Source organism: Alteromonas sp. IB21 (assembly GCF_016405965.1).
Lineage (GTDB): Bacteria > Pseudomonadota > Gammaproteobacteria > Enterobacterales > Alteromonadaceae > Alteromonas.
In genome coordinates this window covers 220,733-243,678 of record NZ_JAEFCD010000002.1, presented here as the reverse complement: position 1 = coordinate 243,678, position 22,946 = coordinate 220,733, and the positions used below count along the sequence as shown (strand labels likewise).

The following is a 22,946-nucleotide window of genomic DNA, read 5'->3' as shown; positions in this document are numbered from 1 at the left end:
CTAAATCCTCCTACTGAGCCTGAATGCGTAATTCAGCACTTGAACGACTGATGTGACCAAGCAAGTTTTTCACATCACTGGTTTTTGGCTTAATAAGCTTGAAGCGCTTCAACGTTGCGGCGAAATCAGTCAGTAGCGACAACGAGTGCTCACTGCCTGTCTCTTCATAATGTTGATTAATTAAGCCACGCAAGTGCTCAGCAAGAATCGCTTTGTCTTCAATTGGCATAACATCGACAAGCTCTCCGTTAACGCGGTTGTCCAAGTCATCGTTATCATCCAAAAGATAGGCAAAACCACCTGTCATACCTGCACCGAAGTTAACACCAACCGGGCCAAGTACCGCCACGATACCGCCTGTCATATATTCACAGCCGTTATCGCCAATGCCTTCAACCACAGCAATCGCACCAGAGTTGCGCACAGCAAATCGCTCACCAGCACGGCCCGCAGCTAATAGCTTACCGCCCGTTGCTCCGTAAAGGCAGGTGTTGCCCATAATGGCACTGTTGTGTGCGTCGTATGAGATATCGCGAGGTGGATGAATAACAAGCTTACCGCCTGTCATGCCTTTACCTACGTAATCGTTAGCGTCGCCTTCAAGATGCATGTGTAAACCGCCTGCGTTCCAAACGCCGAAGCTTTGGCCTGCTGTTCCGGTTAGCTCAACTTTAATCGGTGTATCTTCAAAGTCCTGATTACCGTGATGTTTAGCGATTTCACCTGATAGCAATGCGCCTACAGAACGGTCTGTGTTGCGAATTGGGTATTTAAGTGTAATCGATTTACCATCGAGTACGGCTTGCTGACCATCTTTAAGCATCTGTGCGTTCAACTCACCTTTATCGATAGGTGCATTGGTCGTTTGTGAGCAGAATAAGCGCGTATGCTCGCCCGCCTTTGGCTGCGCCAGTAACGGAGACAAATCTAAACGATTTTGCTTAGCGGTGATGCCATCGAGTACTTTAAGTAGCTCCGTGCGGCCAACAAGGTCGTCGAACTTAGCGATACCCATAGATGCCATGATTTCACGCACTTCCTGAGCAATGAACTTGAAGTAGTTCATTACCATGTCAGGCAAACCAATGAAGTGGTCGTCACGCAGCTTTTGATCCTGAGTTGCAACACCTGTCGCACAGTTGTTTAAGTGACAAATACGTAAGTATTTACACCCTAATGCAACCATTGGACCGGTACCAAAGCCAAAGCTTTCAGCACCCAATATACCCGCTTTAACCACATCAAGACCGGTTTTCAAACCACCGTCAGTTTGAACGCGTACCTTGTGGCGTAAGCCATTTTCGATAAGGGCTTGTTGCGTTTCAGATAGGCCAAGCTCGAACGGACTACCTGCGTATTTCACTGATGTTAACGGGCTTGCACCTGTACCACCGTCATAGCCTGACACGGTGATAAGGTCGGCATAGGCTTTCGCTACACCCGTAGCAATGGTACCCACGCCCGGCTCAGATACTAGCTTAACTGAGATAAGCGCCGTTGGATTAACCTGTTTCAAGTCGAAGATTAGCTGTGCTAAATCTTCTATAGAATAGATATCGTGGTGCGGAGGCGGTGAAATAAGCGTTACACCTGGCACAGAGAAACGAAGCTGTGCGATGTATTTATTCACTTTGTCACCAGGAAGCTGACCACCTTCACCCGGTTTTGCACCTTGTGCCACTTTAATTTGAATAACGTTAGCGTTAACCAAATAGTGTGGCGTAACACCAAAGCGTCCTGATGCAACCTGCTTAATTTTTGAGTTCTTTTCAGTCCCAAAGCGAGAAGGGTGTTCGCCACCTTCGCCAGAGTTTGATTGACCGCCCAAGCGGTTCATCGCAATCGCAAGCGCCTCATGCGCTTCAGGGCTTAGTGCACCAATTGACATCGCCGCAGTGTCAAAGCGCGGGAATAGGTTTTCCGGCGCTTCAACTTCGCTAATATCAATAGGGTCACAATTAGGATTAATGGCTAACAAATCGCGGATGTGCGCAGGCGCACGCTCGTTAACAAGCTTGGCGTATTGTTGGTAATCGTCGTAATTACCTGAAACAACGGCCTTTTGAAGCGTGCTTACAACATCTGGGTTGTACGCATGGTATTCGCCACCGTGCACATACTTAAGCAAGCCACCGTGATCCACAGACTTACGCTTAAGCCATGCAACGCGGTTTAGATTTATCAGATCTTGATGGAAATCATCGAAGCCCGCGCCTTGAATACGCGAAGTTACACCTTTAAAGCACAAGTTCATGACTTCATTGTTAATACCCACAGCCTCAAATAGCTTAGAACTGCGATAACTGGCAACAGTACTGATACCCATTTTCGACATGATCTTATACAAGCCTTTATTGATACCTTTACGGTAGTTCAACGTGGCCTGCATAGGAGATATGTCTAGCTCGCCTTTTTCGCAAAGCTGTTCGATAGTTTCATAGGCAAGGAATGGATAAACCGCCGTTGCACCGAGGCCAATAAGTACGGCAAAGTGATGCGGGTCACGGGCACTCGCTGTTTCAACAACCACGTTCGCGTCGCAGCGCAGTGATTTTTCAACCAAACGGCGCTGTACCGCACCCACGGCCATTGCAGCAGGGATCACTAAACGGCTTTGCTTAATGTTTCTGTCAGACAGAATCACAAACGCAGCGCGCTTATTTTTAACCAGCATTTCTACTTCGTTACACACGCGCTCAATGGCTTTCTTCAAGCCCTCCTGAGGTGCGTATTGAAGTTCTACTACTTCTGAATAGTAGTTATCTGGGTTAAATTCACGCAGCTGTTTAAGATCGGTATACATCAATATTGGCGAGTCGAATAGCACGCGGTCAGCGTAACCTGACGTTTCGCTAAATACGTTTTGTTCGCGGCCAATACAGGTTGCCAACGACATAACGTGGTTTTCACGTAATGGGTCGATAGGTGGATTTGTAACCTGCGCAAACTGCTGACGGAAGTAGTCGTAAACAGTACGCTGGCGTGATGACATGACCGCCATTGGCGTGTCGTCACCCATAGAGCCAACGGCTTCTTGTCCGTCTTTTGCCAGTACTTTCACAACTTGTTGAATTTCTTCATAGCTGTAGGCGTGAAGCTTGTGATACACCGCCATGGCATCATCATCAAATACGCGCTTTCCTATAAGCGAAGCATCAAGCTGTTCGATTGGCGTAAGGCGACGAATGTGTTTTTCCAACCACTCTTTATAAGGGTGGCGAACTTTAAGGTCGTCGTCAATTTCGGTAGAACGCCAGATTTTGCCCGTATAAGTATCCACAGCAAGCATTTCGCCTGGGCCTACGCGGCCTTTTTCTAAAACGTCAGCCTGCTCGTAATCCCATATACCGACTTCCGAGGCAAGGGTAATGAAGCCATTCTTGGTGATAACGTAACGTGCAGGGCGCAAGCCGTTTCTATCAAGGTTGCAGGCTACGTGGCGACCGTTCGTTAAAACGATACCGGCTGGGCCGTCCCATGGTTCCATGTGCATCGAGTTAAACTCGTAAAATGCACGAAGGTCATCGTCCATGGTTTTGTTGTTTTGATACGCCGGTGGAACAAGCAGGCGCATGGCACGGAATAAATCCATACCGCCAGCTAGAAATAGCTCAAGCATATTATCCAATGACGAAGAATCAGAACCTTCGGTGTTAACGAACGGTGCCGCGTCTTTTAGATCTGGAATGAGTGGCGTTGAGAATTTAGCAGCGCGGGCCATTGCCCAGTCACGGTTTCCTTTAATGGTATTAATTTCACCATTGTGCGCAAGGAAACGGAAAGGCTGGGCTAGCGGCCAGCGCGGTAGTGTGTTTGTCGAGAAGCGCTGGTGGAATACACAGATTGCACTTTGCATACGCTCATCGGCAAGATCGTGATAAAAGGCAGGCAAGTCTTTTGGCATTACCAAACCTTTATAAATCGTTACGAGGCCTGAAAGACAAGCCACGTAAAAATCGGGATCTTTTTCAAGACGCTTTTCAGCGCGGCGGCGGATCATATACAAGCGACGTTCTAGGTCGCGCTTTCTCCAACCCGCTGGTGCGTTAACAAACACCTGCTCGATTTGTGGAACGCCTGTTAGCGCGAGTTCACCCAGTACCGAGCGGTCGACAGGCACTTCGCGCCAGCCCACTACTGAGAGTGTCTCTTTTTCAAGTTCTTCATTGAGTACTTCACGCGCGGCTTGCGCAAGCACTGGGTCCTGACTCAAAAAAATCATGCCAACGCCGTATTTTTTGCTGAGTTTCCAGCCATTTTCTTCGGCGATTGCATGGAAGAACGCATCCGGTTTCTGTAGTAATAAACCACAGCCGTCACCGGTTTTCCCGTCGGCGGCGATACCGCCACGATGCTGCATACGGTCAAGGCCGTGTATAGCAGTTGTTACCAATTCGTGACTGGCTTCCCCATGAGTGTGAGCAATTAAGCCAAACCCACAGTTGTCCCGGGAATCATTGGGATTATATAAACTCATCTCTTAACTCCTTCAACCTTTTGACTGGGCAAGGTATGCGTTGTGTGTAGATGCGCCTAGGTTTGCGTATCACAACATTATTAGACGTCTTTTGAACCTGCTAGCGTTATTGCTGACAGTGTGCGCCTTTCTAGTCGTTATTTATTATTAGAGGATTACCAGTCGTTTCCGCATTTTTATGCATTATTGCGTTGCGGGCCGTACAAAATACCCACATTGAAAACTAAAATCAAACGCTAAAATTAGTCGGTTCGTTAGCTTTTAGTATAAATATAATTAAGTCTTTACTTTTCATTTGCTTATATTCTTTATTTTAAGTTTGTAACAAAAATGTTATTAGCCTAAAAAAGCAATTATATTACACCTCTCAAATGATAATGGTTTTCATTTATATAAATTAGTTGAATAAATATTCTGATTAATTGTTGTTTTATGTAGTCAATGCTTGGTTGGGCTGTATTTTTATTAAATTGTAAAGTTTTAGTTCCGGTTACATAAGAACTTTGTTATGTTGGTTAAAAATCGAACTAGTGTAAAGTTAAATGTGGTGTGTTGGACTTGATAGTGCTTTCGACATTACGCGTTAGCTGGCCGGCAATTGAAAGTGTTAGTAAGAGGTAAAGCAAAAAGGTTCACTGTCACAGTGCTAGGCATGACCAATAAGGAATAGTAGACAATGCCCCTATCCTCACTTCCTGAAAATTCACTTAAGCTCATTGAACATAGGCTGATTGGCGAGAGTGTGAGTTTTAAAGCGTCGCCCAATACCTCTGGGCTATTTGAGCCCAACGCCCCGGATACCATCGTCGTTCATTTCACTGCCGGAAGCAGTCTACAGTCATCTGTCGATGTTCTCACTCGTGTTAATAGTGGCGTTTCGGCTCATTTTGTCATTGGTCGAAACGGCGACATCGTACAATTGCTGCCGACTAATCAAATAGCATGGCATGCTGGCGAAAGCGCTTACGCCGGAAGAAGTGGTTTAAACCGATATTCGATAGGTATCGAATTAGATAATGCCGGACAGCTAGAGCCGAAAGGCGATGGCCTCTTCGAAAGCTGGTTTGGTAAGCTATATGATGAACGCGACGTTGTGGCCGCGCAACACCCTCATCAATCCGTCATGGGTTACTGGCATAAATATTCAGACATACAAATCGCTAAAACAGTCAGTCTTTGTCGCGTGCTTTGTGCTCACTATTCAATCTCTACAGTGGTTGGACATGAAGAAATAGCGCCTTCTCGCAAGGTTGATCCCGGTCCGGCATTTCCAATGGAAGCACTAAGAAAGTCGTTGATGGCACGTGCACATGAGCAGGAATTGCACTCACGAATAGATGAGCTAGCCAAAGAAGACGGTTTACGTAAAGAAAACCATGCGGGGCGTGAAAATTTTTTGCCTGACAAAGAGGGGGCCGTGGCTAGCGTAAGCGCCAACGCTTTAAATGTGCGTAAGGGGCCGAGCATGTCATCTCCGCTACTGGATAATACGTTGCACAAAGGCGAAGTGTTAAAGATAGTTGAAAAGCAGGGGGAGTGGGCAAAAGTTTCTTTCACAAAAACAGGGTGGGTGAACACGCAATACATCAATGACATCTCTGAGAAGTTGCCGTTTCAAGTGTAAACACTCACCTCGGGCATGTTGATAGAAAATTTAACGCATTCCCGAAGTGGTGAAAGCCTGATAGGATAAAGGCAAAATAAGCTTTAATTAGACGTACATGCATTCAGATTCACCAAACGATTCCTGGGCAATTCGCTTTGCTCAATTTGTGCAGCGTTTTGGCACGCTAAAGCTCAGCATTCTTTTTGTTGTTCTTTCGCTTGTGTTCACGCTTGGCGGTTCATACGTAATTCGTGTGAGCATGGGGAGTCAGGTTCAGCCTGATGATTTTATTAGTGCCGTTGTCCTTACGATGCTTTCAGCGCCATGGGTATTGTACTTCTTCAGTGAGTTAATTAAGCAATTAGAAAACTCACGAACTAATTTAAAAGAAGTGGTAAGCCAGTTAGAAAGTTTGCGAGAAGAGGATGTTTTTCTGAACCGAGAGCTTCAGAGTAATATCAGACAGTTAAACCATGAGATAGAGCAGCGTAAACAAGCACAAGAAGAGCGTGAAGCTCTCTTTAAAGATTTAGAAAGAGAAATTCAAGATAAGTCAGAGCAAGAAGCTCAGGCACGTCGTCTCTCTACACTGCTTCGTTCGATTATCGACGCTTCCCCAGACCTTATTTACTACCGTAATGAAGAAGGCCGCTTTGCTGGCTGTAATCGTATAGCCGAACTTATGACGGGGAAAACCGAGCAAGAGCTGCTGGGGTTAACCCCGAAAGATGTCTATGAAGAAGAACTTGCTCGCCAAATTGTTGCCAGTGACCACGAAGTATTAGAAACCAACGCCAGTATTACAGAAGAATTGTGGTTGCGCTTTGCTGACGGTCGTCGACGCTACTTCGAAATGAAGCGTGTGCCATTCTTCGATAAAGAAGGTAACCGTTTAGGTTTACTGTCTTTCGGTCGAGATATGACTGAGCGTAAACAGGCCGAGAATGCTGCTGCTAAGGCTAGCACGGACAAAACCCGCTTTATCGCCACCATTAGTCACGAACTGCGTACGCCATTAAATGGCATTGTTGGCTTAAGCCGCATGCTGCGTGATACAGAGTTAAACGATGAGCAATTCAGCTGGGTAAGTACTATTTACGCAAGCGCGATAACGTTGGGTAATATTTTTAACGATATTATTGACCTGGATAAACTAGACAGAGATAAGCTTGAGTTAAGCCTTAAGACGATTTCACTTAAGGATTTTACTGAGGAACTGAGCAGTATTATTCGCCTGCTTGCAGGAGATAAACAACTCGATTTTAAAACCAAGATTAACGAACCGCTGCCGCGTCTTGTCGAGATAGACGGAACACGCCTACGACAAATTCTGTGGAATATACTGTTTAACGCAGTGAAGTTTACGCAAAAAGGGCATGTGAGTTTATCGGTGTCTGCTACTAAGCCAGATGGCGATAAAGCGTATGTGACATTTGTGATAGAAGACACGGGTGTCGGCATACCTGAAAGCGAGATCGACAAAATTTTCGCCATGTACTATCAGGTTGATCATCCTGATCATCAGTCGGCAACAGGGACCGGTATTGGTCTGGCGATTTGTAAGCAAATGGTTGACTTGATGAAGGGTGAAATTCACGTTTCAAGTCAAGTAGGCAAAGGAACGCGGTTTGAAATTGTGTTGCCTGTGCAAATTTCTAATAGCCCAATGAAAGTAGCCCAGCTAGAAGTCACCGGGCTCAATATCTTGCTGGTAGAAGATATTGAGTTGAACGTTATGGTGGCCAAAGCCTTGCTAGAAAAGCTTGGTCAGAAGGTTGACGTAGCTATGACGGGGCAAGAAGCGATAGATAAAGCACGAGCCACACAATACGATCTCATATTGTTGGATATACAACTGCCAGACATGACAGGATTTGACGTGGCAAGCACGTTAATTGAAGAAGACTTAGTTATGCAGACGCCCATTGTCGCGCTCACGGCGAATGTCATCAAAAAACGTAACGAGTATCTTGAAAACGGCATGGATGACGTTATTGCTAAACCGATCAAGAAATCGCGGGTTATTGAGGTCTTTAATGAGTTGTTCCATGCTCCTCCTGCTCCTCTAGAAGTAGATGGGGAAGTAGAGCGCCCTGAACCAAACAAAACATTAAGTAACATTTTAGATATGGACTTATTGCAGATGTTGGTTGATACCATAGGGGATGAAATGGTGCGCGCCAGCGTTAAAGTATTCCAAGAAAAAATGCCTGAGTACATGGAAATACTGCAGCTGAGCTTAAGTGCGGACGAAAAGTCAGAGGTGTGTTCACAAGCCCATAAGATTAAGGGGGCTGCTGGCTCTGTTGGTTTGGCTCGTGTACAGCGTATTGCTAACCAAATACAGCAGGGCGATCACCCGACGTGGTGGGAGAACGTGCATGACTGGGTGGAAGAGCTGCAGATGGCAGTTCAGCACGATATGAAAGCACTGCACGACTGGCTTAACGAACAACAGGTTGACGATTAAGTTGCGCGATGCGCTCTACAATGATTAATGTAAAAAGAGGGCTTGCCCTCTTTTTTATTGTTTGATCAGGGGACCAAGGTTGCTCCAAAGCTTGAATTTTTTTAGATGTTTAGAGTAAATCAGCAAACTGAACGGGCTAATTTAGTGGTAAAAGGAATTTTTGTGATGACGACTGACACGCAACAAGAAACCGTGTTTTCAAATAATCAGCTGAGCGCTGATGAAATACCGTCTTTTAAAACGCTTACCTTGGTACCCATATCCAAAAAGTATCGCGCGCTAAATATCTTCTCAATTGGGTTAATAGCCTTGGCGTTGACGGGGATTGCAGCGGGCATGAGGTTCCAACGTTTCTGGTCGCTGCCTGACAACGTGCTTATCGCGTACCCTTATGTGGTTGCGGGTATACTTGCAATAGGAAGCGTGTGGGCCCTGTACCACTTTTTTGCTGATGTTCGTATATTCTACGCAATACGAGAGCAAGACATTAGCAAGCAGTCAGGGCTTATCTTCAGAAAGCTTTCCTGCCAACCTATATTGCGTGTTCAGCACGTAGAGGTAAATCGCGGGCCGCTAGACAGATGGGCGGGCCTCGCTTCACTTCAAGTTTTTTCTGCTGGTGGCGAAATGTACACGTTTGAAATACCGGGGTTAAGTATAGCGCGCGCCGAGCAGTTACGTGAATTCATACTGGCGCATAAAGACATAGGTGCACGTTAATGCCAGCGCCTCCTGAAAACCAAACTGTCAATCTAATGCAGTCACAAAAGCCAAGAGAAGATGCCTCTCTTCATTCTAAAAGCGAAGACAGTGGGAGTGATGACCCCAAGCTAAGAGTAGAAACCGGCGGAGAGTGGCAGCGCCTCTCTCTTATTTCGATTCTTTATTTTACCATCCGCAACGTTACCAATACCGCGCAAGGGCTTATTTACGTTATTCCCGCATTAGCTATTTCGTTCAACATTTGGGATAACCTTTTTTCTCCCCAAGTGCTAATTGGCGCTGGCGTCCTATTTTTATCCACTAGCGGCAGCGGCGTAATTAGCTACTTGATGTACAAATTTCGCGTGCACAACCAGCACGTAGAAATTCATCATGGCGTGTTTCAACGCCGGTATACCAATCTGCCGTTGTGGCGCATTCAAAACGTTAAGATAGAAAAACCGTTTTATTATCGTCCCTTCGGCTACGCGTTAGTGGTACTTGATACAGCGGGAAGTGGTAAGGAAGAAGCCAAAATAGTGGCGGTACCCGAAGCTTATGCTGAAGCCCTAAAAAAACAGGTGCTGTATGAAAAAGTGCAGCACGAGGTGGATGACGTTGCTTGTATATCTGATGATGAATTGTCTGCTAAGCGAAGTAGTACATTACATTCATCGAAAATGCATACTGCCACAACGCATGCTCATACACATGAAGAAGTGCTTAACCGTCGTTCGGTCAAAGACATTATTATCCATGGAATTACGAATAATCGCATTTGGATCATTTTAGGTGCCGCAGCGCCGTTTTATGACGACGTATTTGGCGTGGTGTCGGAGTGGCTAGCAGGCAAAGGTTTACAGCTGAATCAAATCGTGGGCGAGCAGACGGTAGCGTGGTGGCAGTTTGGTCTTTACGCTTTTGTCATTTTAATGATGCTTATGGCCTTGGTGGCGCTGCTTAGTGTTGGCGGTGCGCTTTTCACTTTCTACGGCTATACGCTATCGAGAACGGGAGACCGATATATACGTCGCAGTGGCTTACTCAACAAGCTAGAAGTTAGCATGCGAGCATCACGTATACAGATGATAACAGCCAAGCAAGACTGGTTGGATAAAGTGCTGAAGCGGGTAAATTTGTATTTCGAGCAGAACTCTACCGCTGGACAACAGGTGCAAGAGTTGATGTCGCCAAATAAGCTCATTGTGCCATCGGTAACTGAGGATGAAGCCTTTGAGCTTAGCCAGGAAGTGATGCCAGGTTGTGATTTACGTGGTCAGCAATATCATACTATTAGCAGGCGTTTCATTCGGTTTTGGCTGCTTGCGGCCTGGACTACTCCACTTCTGGGCGTTTTCGTCGTTGGCGCAGTAACATCTCATTTAGACATTATGATTGGCGCAGTCACTGCTTTTATCACAGTGGCGCTTTTACTGACACTTAGATGGTGGCGGTGGGGAATAGCTTACGATAACAAGTATGTTTATATAAGACGAGGACGAGTGGGCGTAGACTACCAGTGCTTCGAACCCTATAAAGCGCAGCAAGTTATTATTAAGCAGAGTATATTTATGAAGAAGAAAAAGCTAGCCACCATTAAATTCGTGCTGGCTTCAGGCGCGGTGACTGTGCCGTTCCTGCCGGAAGAGTACGTGAACACACTTGCTGACAGCGTGTTGTTTGACGTGGAGTCGACGAGAAAATCTTGGATGTAATCGAGCGGAAATTGTCGAAACTCACTATGAATTTAAGTTAAAAAGCGCCGCCTCATTAGAGGCTGGCGCTTTTACACCATTATGTATGATTTTTGGTTAAAGCTTTATTTTTGGTAAAACTTTAGTGCATCTAGCACGTCATAGCAGGCGCCCATAGTATGGTAATCTGTTTTTCCTACTGGGCTTTTAGTCTCTTCTAGCTTTTCATTGTTAGCCGATAAAATCCTGAACCAAGCGCCGTATATGTGATCAACCATGTGCCTCCAAGAGTAATCCCAAATCCGGTTGTACCACTGCCAATACTTTTCGTTACCCGTTTCTAGCGCTAATCGGGCGGCACAAGCAAATGATTCAGCTTGTACCCAAAAGTACTTTTCATCGTCACAAATACTATTGTCTGGAGCAAAGCCGTAATATAAGCCTCCGTTTGCATCGTCCCAGCTTATTTCAATAACGGAATCAAACAACGAACAAGCTCGTTCAACTAACCAATCTTGAGGTTCATATTGGTGAATTTGTAACAATAGCTTTGCCCACTCAGTATGATGACCGGGTTGAAATCCCCAAGGACGAAAAAGGTTTTTAGGATCATCTTTGTTGTAATCCCAATCTACGTCCCATGTGTTCGTATAGTGTTCCCAAATTCGACCATCAGCTTTGTTTGCTTGACGAATAGTGATATTCCTAGCTAATGCTATAGCGCGCTCGAGAAAAGGAGCGTAGCGTGTTGCTTCGTAAGCCGCGATAAGGGCTTCGCAACTATGCATATTGGCATTTTGACCACGGTAGTCACTGCATTTTGAGAAGTCAGCATTAAATTCGTCTTTATACAATCCGAATTCGCTATCCCAAAAGTGCGTTTCCATAAGCGAAAACGTTTCGTGAATATACTGCTCGGCCTCTTTCACTCCAGCTCGAAGTGCCCAGCTGTAGGCTAAAATTACAAAAGCTAAACCGTAGCAATGGTTAGTTGCATCAGTAATTGTGCTTTCGGTTCCATCCACAGAAAGTGTCCATGCATAGCCCTTAGTATCTTTCTGCAAATGATACTCACGTAAAAATTCAATACCAGACTCGACACGCTCCTTGTAACGTATATCACCAAAAGCGATGTAAGCTCTCGCATAGTTAAAAACAAAACGTGTAGAGCTCACTAAGTGGCGTGTCTTCGTGTCATACACACTGCCATCATCCATAAAGTTCTGATAGAAGCCGCCCGATAGAGCATCTACATTAGGCTCGTAGAAAGCCAGTATGCTTTTTATATGCGAATCTAAGAATTCTTTAGATGAAAAATCTGGTTGAGAAAGCATAGTAAGCACTCCTTAACCTTTTTTCGCGGTGTCAGGTAACAGCCAATATAGCGCCATGGCTGCGGTCCAAGAAAAATCAGCTCCTCCACTACGCGCGCCGGTCTCTGCATGGAATGACTCGTTAAAACCGCTGGTATAAATACACGCGCGACTTCCCTCTGTAATGCGCTGAGCTTGTTGTGAGAAGCCATAGTCCTCTAAGCCGATGGCTATCATCCAATTTATATGGATCCAGATAGGGCCGCGCCAGTAGCGCTGAGGTTCATAATTGGGATCGTCAGGGTGAGTAGAAGATATCGCATATTTGCTGTGATCAAGCCATTTATCTAACACTGAAATAAGTGGTTGCGTTTGCTGCTCACTGACAAGGCCTGCGAAAAATGGTAATAACCCAGCGGACGTGCGTGCTTTACACATTGTGTTGCTTCTTGTGTCGAAGCTATGAAACATGTTGGTATCGGCACACCATAGCTTATCGATAGCATCTTCCGTCAGGTTCAAGCGTTTTTCAAGGTAAGCAGTTTGTTCGTTACTTACGCCAACTTTTTTGCATATTGCCAGCAAGTCTTTCGTGGCGCGGTGCAGAATTGAAATAATGCTCACATCGTTTACACGATATGGGCAATCTTGATAAATCAACGTATCGTCAAAATTCATCTTTCGGAAAAAGTCGACAAGATACAAAAAGCGGTCATATTCCTTTTTGTGAGGACGCTCGGAGGCATCGATGTGACTTGTGTCACGGCGAGTATATTCCCAGTCTACACATGGAACCGCTTCTAGTGCTGCATCCCACGCAGGGCTGTTATCCATACCCGATTCCCACGGATGATAACTTACAACCAACCCTGTATTTTCAGGATCTCTCTGCTTATACCACCATAAGTGGTAATCGATAAGCTGAGGTACGATAGTGTTTATCTGAGACTCAGCAAGTGCACGATCTTTTGTCTCCTCAAACAAAACCTTGATAACGGAAGCCAGCACGGGAGGTTGTGTGATAGACGTACTATCCGGTGAGTTTTGTACGCCCCAAATATCAGGACCCGGGAAGTAAGTATCTGAATGCTTGTGGAAAACAACATGGGGCACCATTCCTGACTTCCATTGCGCGCTGAGCAATGACGTAGTTTCTTCCCAAGCTCTAGGCTCGTCAAAAGGAAGCCAGCCTAAAGCCACAATAGCTGAATCCCAGTTCCACTGAAATGGATACAGTCCGTGCGTAGGCACCGTATAGCCACCAAGGTCGTTTTTAATTAGCGTTGCTTTCGCTTCTTCAATGAGATGCGCATCACGGTTTTCTATATTCATCATTACTTTTTACCCAATATGAGTTTTAGATTTAGCAATTATTACACAAAGATTTAAAAATAAAACCCATTTTGGGTTGAAAGTGATAAATTTGTGTTTTATTGTAAATGGGAAGTTAATCATGAGGTGTTGTGTTCGGCAGTGTGTGAAGCCCTACTAAAACACTCAACATAATTAAAAACGGTTGGAGATACACAGTGAATAAACTACTTCTTGCGACGACGATTTCGTCGCTATTAGCTGGCAATGCAATCGCTCAGGACGCAGAAAAAACGGATGCTGATCAAGGCGCCAAAGCTAAAAAAGATTATGAACAAATCGTTGTTACGGGCACCAGTCGTGCTCGTTTGGTGGCGGAAACGCCGCAGTCGACTACATCTATGGACGCGCAAGAAGTAGCGAAACTCTCGATGAGTAGCCAAGCCGATGTTCTTCGCTATGTACCGGGTATAAAGGTAGAAGGCGGTGGTGGTGAAGTCGCCACTAACTTGCAAGTGCGAGGCTTACCTTCATCAGGTCAGTTCCAATTTACTCCCTTACTTTATGACGGCTCACCCACTTTGAGTGCGTTTGGTCTTAATTCATCTGCATACGATGTTTACTTTAGAAACGATTTAGGTATTGAGCGCGTTGAGTTTGTGCGCGGTGGTGTATCTAACCTGTTTGGCCAAGGCTCTGTCGCTGGGGTTATTAACTACCTTTCTAAGAAAGGAACTGAACTCTCAGAAAGTACAGTTCAGCTGGAGTTATCTGACAACAATCGCAAGCGTTTAGATTTCGCGACAAGCGGCCCTTTGAATGAAAAGGGTATGTATTACGCTATGTCTGGTTTTTATCGTTATGATGAAGGCCCTATTGACACTGGATTGCCCACCGAAGGTTACCAAGTTCGCGGTAACATTCACAAAGAGTTTGATGACGGGAGCGGTTACTTCACTATCTATGGTCAAGCCATTAACGATGAAGTGCAATTTTTTCTCCCTCTGCCGCTTGACGCTCAAAGCCGAGAGCGTGTTGCTGGCAACGACGGGCGAGAAGTAGAATCAACCCAAACCTTCTACGCATCTGGTTTGTCTTATGACACTGCAGATGGACGCTATCGCACGCCGATTGAGGAGGGCGTTGCGACAAGAGGCGGTTCAGTGTCTATGGAATTTTCAAAAGACTTGGGTAATGACTATAGCGTACTTGCTCGAGCAAAGTATGCCAGCTATGACCATCAGTTCAATTTGTTCCTAGATGGCGATGGCATTATCAATGTTCCAGAGACACAAAGCGAATATTTAGCAAACCGAGGGCTTGATGAGTTAGGTACACCAGCTTTTACTTACGCGGGAACAGACATTGCGCTACCCGAAGATGACCTATTATTTGCAAACCGCATTCTAGATAGGGACAGACCGGCGACAGATTTCTCGTCTGAGTTGAATATCGTTAAATATCTCGATATTGGTGATTTCTCCCATAGCATTACAGTTGGTACCTTTTTCTCAAGCGCTGAGGCAGAAGATAATAACGTAATTACTCGATATCTTGGTGAGTTTAACAATCAAGCACGTTTGGTCGATTTATCGATTACAGATGCTGACGATAATAACCTAATAGTCAGTCAAAATGGCGTAACAGGCCCTGGCATTAGTTTTTCTGATACGACGATTTCTGCGCGAAGAAATGCCTTTTATATTGCTGACCAAATGCAAAGTGATGATTGGATCATTGATGTTGGTCTACGCTGGGAAGAAATAGACGGCACGATTACACGAGAAGGCAGTCAAACGGTTGTCGTTAACGACGATCCTATGCTTTATCAAGACTTACAGGTGAATGTAACGGGTAGCGGTGCTTTAACTCACGGTAACGTTGATAACTCAGAACTTGCTTATTCGATAGCAGCGCTCTACAAGCTGGCCGATAACTTCAATGTTTATGCTAACTACTCAAGAGGGTTCTTCTTCCCAGAGCTTCGCGGCGTTGCGTTTAACCCTAACGGTCAACCAGGGCGTTACGAAAGTGAAATAGTGAAACAAGCAGAGGTAGGTGCCAAGTTCTTCTTAGATGATTTTGTGGGAACGGTAGCGTTGTTCAAAACTGATCTTGAAGACAGACGCTCTGTTGACTTCGTGAACGATGAAAACGGTGTGGCCATAGAAGTTCCGGTTTTCCAATCAACAGAAGCCTATGGTGTTGAAGTTGTTGGTAGCTATAACATTACCGATGACCTGATTTTCGATGCTAACTTTACTTACACAGACCATGAATTTACCGAATACGATTCTGACCCTTCTGTAATAGGTAACGAATTAAGAAGAAAGCCAAAGGTGATGTTTAACTCAGCGCTGCGCTATACGTTAGACGACTGGGATATCTCTTTTTACCATAACTACCACGGTAAAAACTTCACTAATGACGCTAATTCTGTTGAGTTAGACGACTTCCATGTATTCCGTTTAGACACGGGCTATACATGGGAACTCGGGCAGGGTGAGCGACTTCGTGCAAGTATAGCTGTATGGAATCTATTCGACTCAGATGGTATTACTGAAGGGTCTCCTCGTCTAGGTAATAGCCAAACAGCGGGTGAATCTTACTTTGTAGGCCGCCCCATATTACCGCGCCGCGTGTCGCTGCGTTTGCGTTATGATTTTTAGTCGACGTTGACACTTCCCCTTCGCTGATGGCTCTTAACGGGGGCTATCAGCTTTTTAATTCGCGACTTGAAAAATAAGAACAGCATATGAATTTTTTAGATTACATTGTAGTGATAGGCTACCTAGGCGCTTTACTGTATATGGGGTTCGCCTTAAGACAGCAAGAAGACAAAGGTGATTATTTTCTCGGTGGCAGAACGTTAGGGTGGAAGCCACTAACCCTTTCCGTAATGGCCACGCAACTCTCTGCAATTAGCTTTATTTCTGCCCCAGCTTTTGTTGGATTGCGGGATGGCGGCGGTATGATCTGGCTGTCTTACGAGCTGGGTATTCCTATTGCTATGATTCTGCTGCTAGGTACTATCCTTCCGTCTTTATATAAGTCGGGTGTGGTAAGCATATACGACTATCTAGAGCAAAGATTTGGGCGTTTAACCCGCGTTTTAATTAGTGTTGTTTTCCAATTTAGCCGTGCATTTGCTACCGGCATTATGATTTATGCGGTGTCAATTATTTTGCAAGGCACAATGGGCATTGAAGCGTGGCAGGCAGTAGTGCTTACTGGCATTATTACTGTGCTTTATTCGTTGCAGGGCGGGATGAAAGCGGTAGTTTATGCTGACGCCATACAAATGATTATAATTGTACTGGGCACCATTGCGTGCATCGTCATTGGTCTTCAAGCACTGGGTGGCTTTGACGTGCTCGTAGCGCAGGCACCAAAAGAGCGATTAATAGCAATAGACTTCTCTTCGCTAGGCTTCAGTGGGGACGGCTTCGGTTTCTTCCCCATGCTGTTTGGAGGAATCGTCCTCTACGCATCTTACTATGGCTGTGATCAAACACAGGCTCAGCGTGCGCTATCGGCAAGAAACGAGAATGACCTCAGAAAAATGATTGTGGCAAACGGTATCATTCGTTTTCCCATAACATTACTTTATTGTTTTTCTGGGTTAATTGTCGGCACACTTGCCCTAACCAACACTGACTTTTTCAATAAAATTCCCGCTGATAACCCAGACTGGCTCATGCCGACTTTTATCCTAAATTATCTTCCGCATGGATTAATTGGCCTTTTGATTGTGGCTATTTTATCTGCCGCCATGTCGTCGTTAAGCTCTGCCATAAATTCACTATCGGCGGTGACCGTTGAAGACTATTGCCGCATAACCGATACAGAACTTGAGCACAAAAGTTATCTTCGGGTAGCTAAAATAACTGGTTTGATATGGGGGGGCGTTACGCTTGTTCTTTCTCTTTTTGCGGGAAATATTGCACCAACAATAATTGAAGCTATCAATAAAGTTGGCTCTGTATTTTATGGGCCTATACTCGCGCTCTTTTTACTTGCCGTAGCAAGTAAAACGCTGAGCGGACGACACGTTAATTTGGGGCTTATTGCTGGTGTAGGTACCAACATTATAATTTGGCTTTTCGTACCAGATATATTCTGGTTTTGGTGGAACGTTATCGGCTTTGTCGTTACTTGTGCAGTCTCTATCCTCGCAAGATTTATATGGCCTTCGTCAACATGTGTGGATGATGTTAAACAGCTAAGGTTTCACTCCATTCTTACCAAAAGCGACATTACTATATTGTTGGGCTTTTTTGCACTTATGCTGACTGTGTGTCTACTACTTCCCTCACTATTTACATAGGGTCCCGAGGGGCCCTTTCCAAAGGTTTTTCATGAATAGATCATTTCTTTTATCCTTATACGAAGAGGCGGTAAGAGTTAGTAAGCCTAGATATTGTTTACCAGAGCACTTTTCATCGTTTGCTCGAAACAAGCGAGTATGCATTTTGGGAGCAGGGAAAGCGGCTGCGGACATGGCGGTCGAGGCTTATAAATACTTTGGCGATAACGCTTACGGGCTGGTGGTTACTCGTTATGGCTATGAGAATACCGAACCCACGGGCAACATTGAGGTTCGCCTTGCTGCACATCCAGTGCCTGATGAAAATAGTGTAGAAGGGGCTAAAGCGTTATTGTCTTTGGCATCTAAGGTGAAGTCTTCAGAGGACGTTATCTTTCTTATTTCCGGTGGAGGATCGTCGCTTGCTTGTGCGCCACCTCACGGTATTTCGCTCGATGAAAAACTTGCGCTGCACAAGTTCTTATTGCGAAGTGGTGCAAGCATTGAAGAAATGAATACGGTAAGAAAGCATGTTTCAGTTATTAAAGGAGGGAGACTAGCCGCCGCTTCGAAAGGGAAAAATACAAGCCTAGTTATTTCAGACGTGGTAGGAGATGACCCAGCTTTTATTGCTTCAGGCTTAACCGTGCAAGACACTACAAAACCTGAAGACGCGATTGCCATCCTAGACAAATATGACTTTTGCAACGAGTCCCGTATTCGCGATTACTTAAACCATGCATTACCGCTTCCGAAGGTTTCTGGCGGTTATACCTTGGTGGCTAATGCGCAAAGTGCCATTGATGCAGCAGTTGGAAAAGCAAAAGCTGCGGGTTGGGATACTGAAATCATTAGCTACACAGAAAAAGGGGAAGCACAAACGGTAGCTAAACGTCACGCGCAAATTGCACGAGAGTATAAGAAAAAAGGGAAACCTATTTTATTGCTTTCTGGCGGTGAGCTTACCGTGACATTGGGAGATTCAAAAGGCGAGGGTGGACCAAACCAAGAATACCTTATGGCACTTGCACGTGAACTGGGCGGAGAACCAGGAATTAGTGCCTTAGCGGCAGATACAGATGGCGTTGATGGCAGCAAAGATGTCGCGGGCGGTTACATCGACGAGCATACACTGGCAGAGGCGGAGAAAAAGGGGCTGGAGGTAGACGCGTTATTAAAAGAGCACAACAGTTTTAGCTTTTTCGATGTGCTTGATGCACATATAGCGATAGGTCCAACGCGAACCAATGTTAATGACTTTCGAGTGATTTCTGTTTCAACGTAGTGGGAACTGGGCGTGAGTTACGTATAATGTGCCTAGCTTAAATCGAATATGTTGAAAGTGGGATCTATGCTGACATCGGCGAGAAATAATCAATTGCTGCGCGGTAATTTTGAGCTTGGTAAAGGTGAAAAGTTGCTGCAAGACAATCCCAAAGCCATCGTCAAAGAGGTGTTTTGGACTCACGGCATCACGCAAAGAGCAATATCTGTTGCCACTAAAATTCCCCAGCAAACTGTTTCTCGTTTGGTCATTACGCTTATTGAAGATGGCCTTATCAGAGGAGTCGGTGATTCAGGTAAAGCTTCCTCAGGATTAGAGCCAAACCCAGAGTATGCTTACAGCTATGGTTTGTCGATATTGCTTGATGCTATTTCTATTGCTTTGATGAATTTCAAAGGTGAAGTTGTTGCAACTAAACACGTTGAATTAGACGACATGGGGATTGCATCTGTACTTTCAAAAGCGGTAGCTGAATTTGACGCAATGTCTGCAAAACACCAGATAGACAACGAACGCATACTTGGTATTGGCGTTGGAATTTCTGGTTTTTTTAGTTCTACTGATGGAAAAATGAACACCCATCATGCTATTGAAGAGTGGGCTGACATTAACATAGCTGAGACTGTTGCCGACGCATTTAATTTACCCACTTGGGTGGTAAACGATGGAACCGGTGCTGCCGCTGGTGAGGGCATTGCGGGGGTTGGCCGGAAGTATAAAAACTTCGTTTATTTCTTTGTTTCTAGTGCTTTTGGTGGGGGCTTAATTAACAACGGTGACATGATTCGAGGTACCCATGGAAATGCGGGGGAATTGGGCGACATGTTGCCTGCTAAATTGTATAGCCACCCCAACCTTAAGCTTTTAGAGCGCATACTCTTGAAAAATGGCGTCGATGTACCGTCTATGTATCGATTGAATGAAGTTTTTGATCCTGAGTGGCCTGGCGTTGATGAATGGATTTACAAGGTTCAAGATTCATTTGATTTAGTCGCTACAGCAAGCTCTGCCTTGCTTGATAGCCAAGCAATAATAATAGGCGGCCACATACCCACTAAGCTCGCTCAAAAGGTAATACCTAGAATTGATGTATACGCACAGTTTAGGCGAGGGGCCAAACGTCCTATGCCTGAAATAGTTTGCGCAGGCGTTACAGAATGTCCAGTTGCAGTTGGCGCTGCAACACTGCCTATAAGAGACTGGTTTTTGTAATATAATTTATGCGGGTTGTGATACTTTTTGTGATTTACTTCTAAGAATAATTTGGTCTTTACCCGCATGTTTCGCTTCGTATAAGCGAGCGTCAGCAACTTCTAATTGAGATTCCAAGCACTCGTGCTCTTCGGCACACACACCGATGCTACATGTGACATTGAATTTATGATGAGTAAACTTAGTCGTACGCACGGCATCCATGAATGTAGCGAGCGCTGAAAGGTAAACTTTTGGTGGTCTTACCGATACTACAGTGAATTCTTCACCACCGTAGCGGACTATCAGGTCGTCCGGGAAGTAGTCTTTTAGAAGCGCAGCGAACTCTTGTAACAGCACGTCGCCGGTTTTGTGACCGTAAGTATCATTAACGCCTTTGAAATTGTCGGCATCTATCATGGACACGATGACGTTTGTTCTAGCGCCCTTATTATCAAATAGTTCTTCGGCTTTTTCATAAAGAAAACGGCGATTATAGACCCGGGTAAGTGGGTCTAAATTGGCTGAGTCGCGGATAGTTTGAATCATTTCCTGCGATTCAAGGTTCTGCATAATACGACAATAGAACTCTTCGTGATAAAAGGGTTTTGAGAGAAAGTCATTTGCTCCACTTTTTATAAATTTGGAAGTAAGCACGCTATCGCCGGTGGCAGAGAGCCCAATAAACACTAAATCTTGCATTCTTTTTTCATGACGTATTGCTTTAACCAATTCATAGCCATCCATATTAGGCATACGATGATCAGCAATGACCATTTTAATGTCGCGATGGTTATCAAGCTCATCGAGCGCTTCTAAACCATCGCTTGCTTCGTGAACTTGAAACTTGAATTTGCGCAGCAAGGAGCAGATATGGTTTCGGCTCGTCATAGAGTCTTCAACAACAAGCACCTTTGTGTTTAGATTTTTTCTTAAACGATCAACCAGCTTAGATACCTGTAAGTAAGAGTAGCGAGACTCTTTTGTGATGTAGTCCAACACGCCCTGATCAAGCAGTTGCGCGCGGGTAAATTCATCGAAGTTACCGGTCAATACGATAGTCGGCACGTTGTGAGAAAGGGCTAATTCAACGCTTTCGCCACGTGGCGCGTCAGGAAGATTTAAATCAACAATAGCAGCCAGATATTCAGTGCCGCTCTCGAGTGCGATTTTGGCCTCTGCCAAATCTTCACAAAGATCACAGGTAAGATGAGGGTTTTCCTCAATAAGTTTATTAACGATCTTGCGGACAGTAACGCTGTCTTCTACTACAAGCACTTTATACATGTGAGCTTCTCTTGATACTTATCACTCTATTTTACTTAATAATCATAAAAAAGCCCTCTTGTAGAGGGCCTTTCATACGAATGTCTATATTGTAACGCGTTGGGGTAGGCGACGGCCATTAACTCTGTTCAACAGGAACACGCACAGTTCCTTCCATAAGTACTCGTGCACTTCGGCTCATTACAGCTTGATTGATATGCCACTTGTCGCCTTCAAATGACGCTTTCGCACCAACGCGTAACGTACCCGAAGGGTGCCCAAAGGTAACCGACTCTCTGTTCTCCCCACCTGCCGCTAGATTAACCAACGTGCCGGGAATAGCGGCTGCTGCAGCTATAGCAACGGCTGCCGTGCCCATCATCGCATGGTGCAGTTTACCCATAGACAGGGCGCGAACGAGTACATCAATATCAGAGCCCAAAACATCTTTACCGCTAGACGCCTTATATCCTCGTGGCGGAGCAACAAACGCCACCTTGGGCGTGTGCTGCCTGTTTGCGGCTTCACCCACGTCTTTAATTAGGCCCATTTGAACAGCGCCGTATGCGCGAATTGCTTCAAACTTTGCAAGTGCATCAGCATCACTGTTGATATCATCCTGCAGTTCCGTGCCTGTATATCCGATATCTACAGCGTTGATGAAGATAGTGGGGATCCCCGCGTTAATCATGGTCGCTTGAAGTGAGCCTACACCCGGCACTTCAAGTGTGTCGACCAAGCGTCCGGTAGGAAAAATGGCCCCTTCTCCATCAGCCGGATCAACAAATGCTACTTCCACCTCTGCAGCAGGAAAGGTCACACCATCAAGCTCAAAATCGCCTGTCTCCTGTACTTCGCCATTGGTCATTGGCACCTTAGCAATAATCGCTTTATTGATATTGGCCTGCCAAATGTTCACCGTGGCAATGCCATTTTGTGGAATTTTGCTGGCATCGACGAGGCCGTTGCTAATGGCAAAGGCGCCCACTGCAGCGGTCAGGTTTCCGCAGTTACCGCTCCAGTCTACAAATGGCTTGTCTATGGCTACTTGACCGAATAGATAGTCGACATCGTAACCTTTACGCTCGCTTTTGCTTAATATAACGGTTTTGCTGGTGCTTGATGTCGCACCGCCCATACCATCGGTTTGTTTTCCATATGGATCAGGGCTTCCGATAACACGCAGAAGCAGGGCATCGCGCGCAGGCCCCGGCTTTTGCGCAGCTTCTGGCAAGTCAGTTAAATTAAAAAACACACCTTTACTGGTACCGCCACGCATGTAGGTAGCCGGTACGCGAAGTTGTGGCGCATACATTGTCATGTTT

The 22,946-nt window shown here is 45.3% G+C and carries 13 protein-coding genes; 8 read left to right on the top strand and 5 right to left on the bottom strand.

What is annotated here, in order from left to right:
• Positions 1–10: 10 nt before the first annotated feature.
• Positions 11–4,477, bottom strand: a complete 4,467-nt coding sequence (gene gltB / locus JC525_RS02815) for a glutamate synthase large subunit (RefSeq protein ID WP_198814311.1) — start codon at positions 4,475–4,477, stop codon at positions 11–13.
• 676 nt (positions 4,478–5,153) lie between these two features.
• Between gltB and JC525_RS02810 the strand changes: the two genes are divergently transcribed.
• The 4 genes from JC525_RS02810 (at position 5,154) to JC525_RS02795 (ending at position 10,970) form a co-directional block, all read left to right on the top strand.
• On the top strand, positions 5,154–6,101 hold the full coding sequence (locus tag JC525_RS02810; protein ID WP_198814309.1) for an N-acetylmuramoyl-L-alanine amidase: 948 nt from the start codon (positions 5,154–5,156) through the stop codon (positions 6,099–6,101).
• Positions 6,102–6,198: 97 nt separating this feature from the next.
• Positions 6,199–8,553, top strand: a complete 2,355-nt coding sequence (gene arcB, locus JC525_RS02805) for an aerobic respiration two-component sensor histidine kinase ArcB (RefSeq protein WP_198814307.1) — start codon at positions 6,199–6,201, stop codon at positions 8,551–8,553.
• A gap of 165 nt (positions 8,554–8,718) precedes the next feature.
• The gene (locus JC525_RS02800; RefSeq protein ID WP_198814477.1) at positions 8,719–9,273 is read left to right on the top strand and encodes a PH domain-containing protein; all 555 of its coding nucleotides are present in this window, start codon (positions 8,719–8,721) and stop codon (positions 9,271–9,273) included.
• Positions 9,273–10,970: a PH domain-containing protein gene (locus tag JC525_RS02795; RefSeq protein ID WP_198814305.1), complete on the top strand. Its 1,698-nt coding sequence runs from the start codon at positions 9,273–9,275 to the stop codon at positions 10,968–10,970. Before JC525_RS02800 ends, JC525_RS02795 begins: the two co-directional genes overlap by 1 nt.
• Positions 10,971–11,074: 104 nt before the next feature.
• Here JC525_RS02795 and JC525_RS02790 read toward each other — a convergent pair whose 3' ends face one another.
• Positions 11,075–12,283 carry an AGE family epimerase/isomerase gene (locus tag JC525_RS02790; RefSeq protein ID WP_198814296.1) on the bottom strand — a complete coding sequence of 403 codons (1,209 nt, stop codon included), beginning with the start codon at positions 12,281–12,283 and terminating at the stop codon, positions 11,075–11,077.
• Between the two features lie 12 nt (positions 12,284–12,295).
• The gene (locus tag JC525_RS02785) at positions 12,296–13,597 is read right to left on the bottom strand and encodes an MGH1-like glycoside hydrolase domain-containing protein (RefSeq protein ID WP_198814294.1); all 1,302 of its coding nucleotides are present in this window, start codon (positions 13,595–13,597) and stop codon (positions 12,296–12,298) included.
• 194 nt (positions 13,598–13,791) lie between these two features.
• On the opposite strand from JC525_RS02785, the gene JC525_RS02780 reads away from it, so the two are divergent.
• The 4 genes from JC525_RS02780 (at position 13,792) to JC525_RS02765 (ending at position 20,376) form a co-directional block, all read left to right on the top strand.
• On the top strand, positions 13,792–16,242 hold the full coding sequence (locus JC525_RS02780) for a TonB-dependent receptor (protein WP_198814292.1): 2,451 nt from the start codon (positions 13,792–13,794) through the stop codon (positions 16,240–16,242).
• An 86-nt stretch (positions 16,243–16,328) separates the two neighbouring features.
• Positions 16,329–17,900 (top strand): sodium:solute symporter, encoded by a 1,572-nt coding sequence (locus JC525_RS02775; protein WP_198814290.1) that lies wholly within the window; start codon positions 16,329–16,331, stop codon positions 17,898–17,900.
• Between the two features lie 31 nt (positions 17,901–17,931).
• Positions 17,932–19,164, top strand: a complete 1,233-nt coding sequence (locus tag JC525_RS02770) for a glycerate kinase type-2 family protein (RefSeq protein WP_198814286.1) — start codon at positions 17,932–17,934, stop codon at positions 19,162–19,164.
• 69 nt (positions 19,165–19,233) lie between these two features.
• Positions 19,234–20,376, top strand: coding sequence for an ROK family transcriptional regulator (locus JC525_RS02765; RefSeq protein ID WP_198814470.1), 1,143 nt, complete (start codon positions 19,234–19,236; stop codon positions 20,374–20,376).
• 6 nt (positions 20,377–20,382) lie between these two features.
• On the opposite strand, the gene JC525_RS02760 is transcribed toward JC525_RS02765, so the two are convergent.
• Both JC525_RS02760 and prpF read right to left on the bottom strand, forming a co-directional pair.
• Positions 20,383–21,642 (bottom strand): diguanylate cyclase, encoded by a 1,260-nt coding sequence (locus JC525_RS02760; RefSeq protein WP_198814285.1) that lies wholly within the window; start codon positions 21,640–21,642, stop codon positions 20,383–20,385.
• Positions 21,643–21,760: 118 nt separating this feature from the next.
• The gene (prpF, locus tag JC525_RS02755; protein ID WP_198814280.1) at positions 21,761–22,942 is read right to left on the bottom strand and encodes a 2-methylaconitate cis-trans isomerase PrpF; all 1,182 of its coding nucleotides are present in this window, start codon (positions 22,940–22,942) and stop codon (positions 21,761–21,763) included.
• Between the last annotated feature and the right edge of the window lie 4 nt (positions 22,943–22,946).

Coding starts and splice junctions, on each gene's coding strand:
- gltB (WP_198814311.1), bottom strand. CDS start 4,477: ATGAGTTTATATAATCCCAATGATTCCCGGGACAACTGTGGGTTTGGC.
- JC525_RS02810 (WP_198814309.1), top strand. CDS start 5,154: ATGCCCCTATCCTCACTTCCTGAAAATTCACTTAAGCTCATTGAACAT.
- arcB (WP_198814307.1), top strand. CDS start 6,199: ATGCATTCAGATTCACCAAACGATTCCTGGGCAATTCGCTTTGCTCAA.
- JC525_RS02800 (WP_198814477.1), top strand. CDS start 8,719: ATGACGACTGACACGCAACAAGAAACCGTGTTTTCAAATAATCAGCTG.
- JC525_RS02795 (WP_198814305.1), top strand. CDS start 9,273: ATGCCAGCGCCTCCTGAAAACCAAACTGTCAATCTAATGCAGTCACAA.
- JC525_RS02790 (WP_198814296.1), bottom strand. CDS start 12,283: ATGCTTTCTCAACCAGATTTTTCATCTAAAGAATTCTTAGATTCGCAT.
- JC525_RS02785 (WP_198814294.1), bottom strand. CDS start 13,597: ATGATGAATATAGAAAACCGTGATGCGCATCTCATTGAAGAAGCGAAA.
- JC525_RS02775 (WP_198814290.1), top strand. CDS start 16,329: ATGAATTTTTTAGATTACATTGTAGTGATAGGCTACCTAGGCGCTTTA.
- JC525_RS02770 (WP_198814286.1), top strand. CDS start 17,932: ATGAATAGATCATTTCTTTTATCCTTATACGAAGAGGCGGTAAGAGTT.
- JC525_RS02760 (WP_198814285.1), bottom strand. CDS start 21,642: ATGTATAAAGTGCTTGTAGTAGAAGACAGCGTTACTGTCCGCAAGATC.
- prpF (WP_198814280.1), bottom strand. CDS start 22,942: ATGACAATGTATGCGCCACAACTTCGCGTACCGGCTACCTACATGCGT.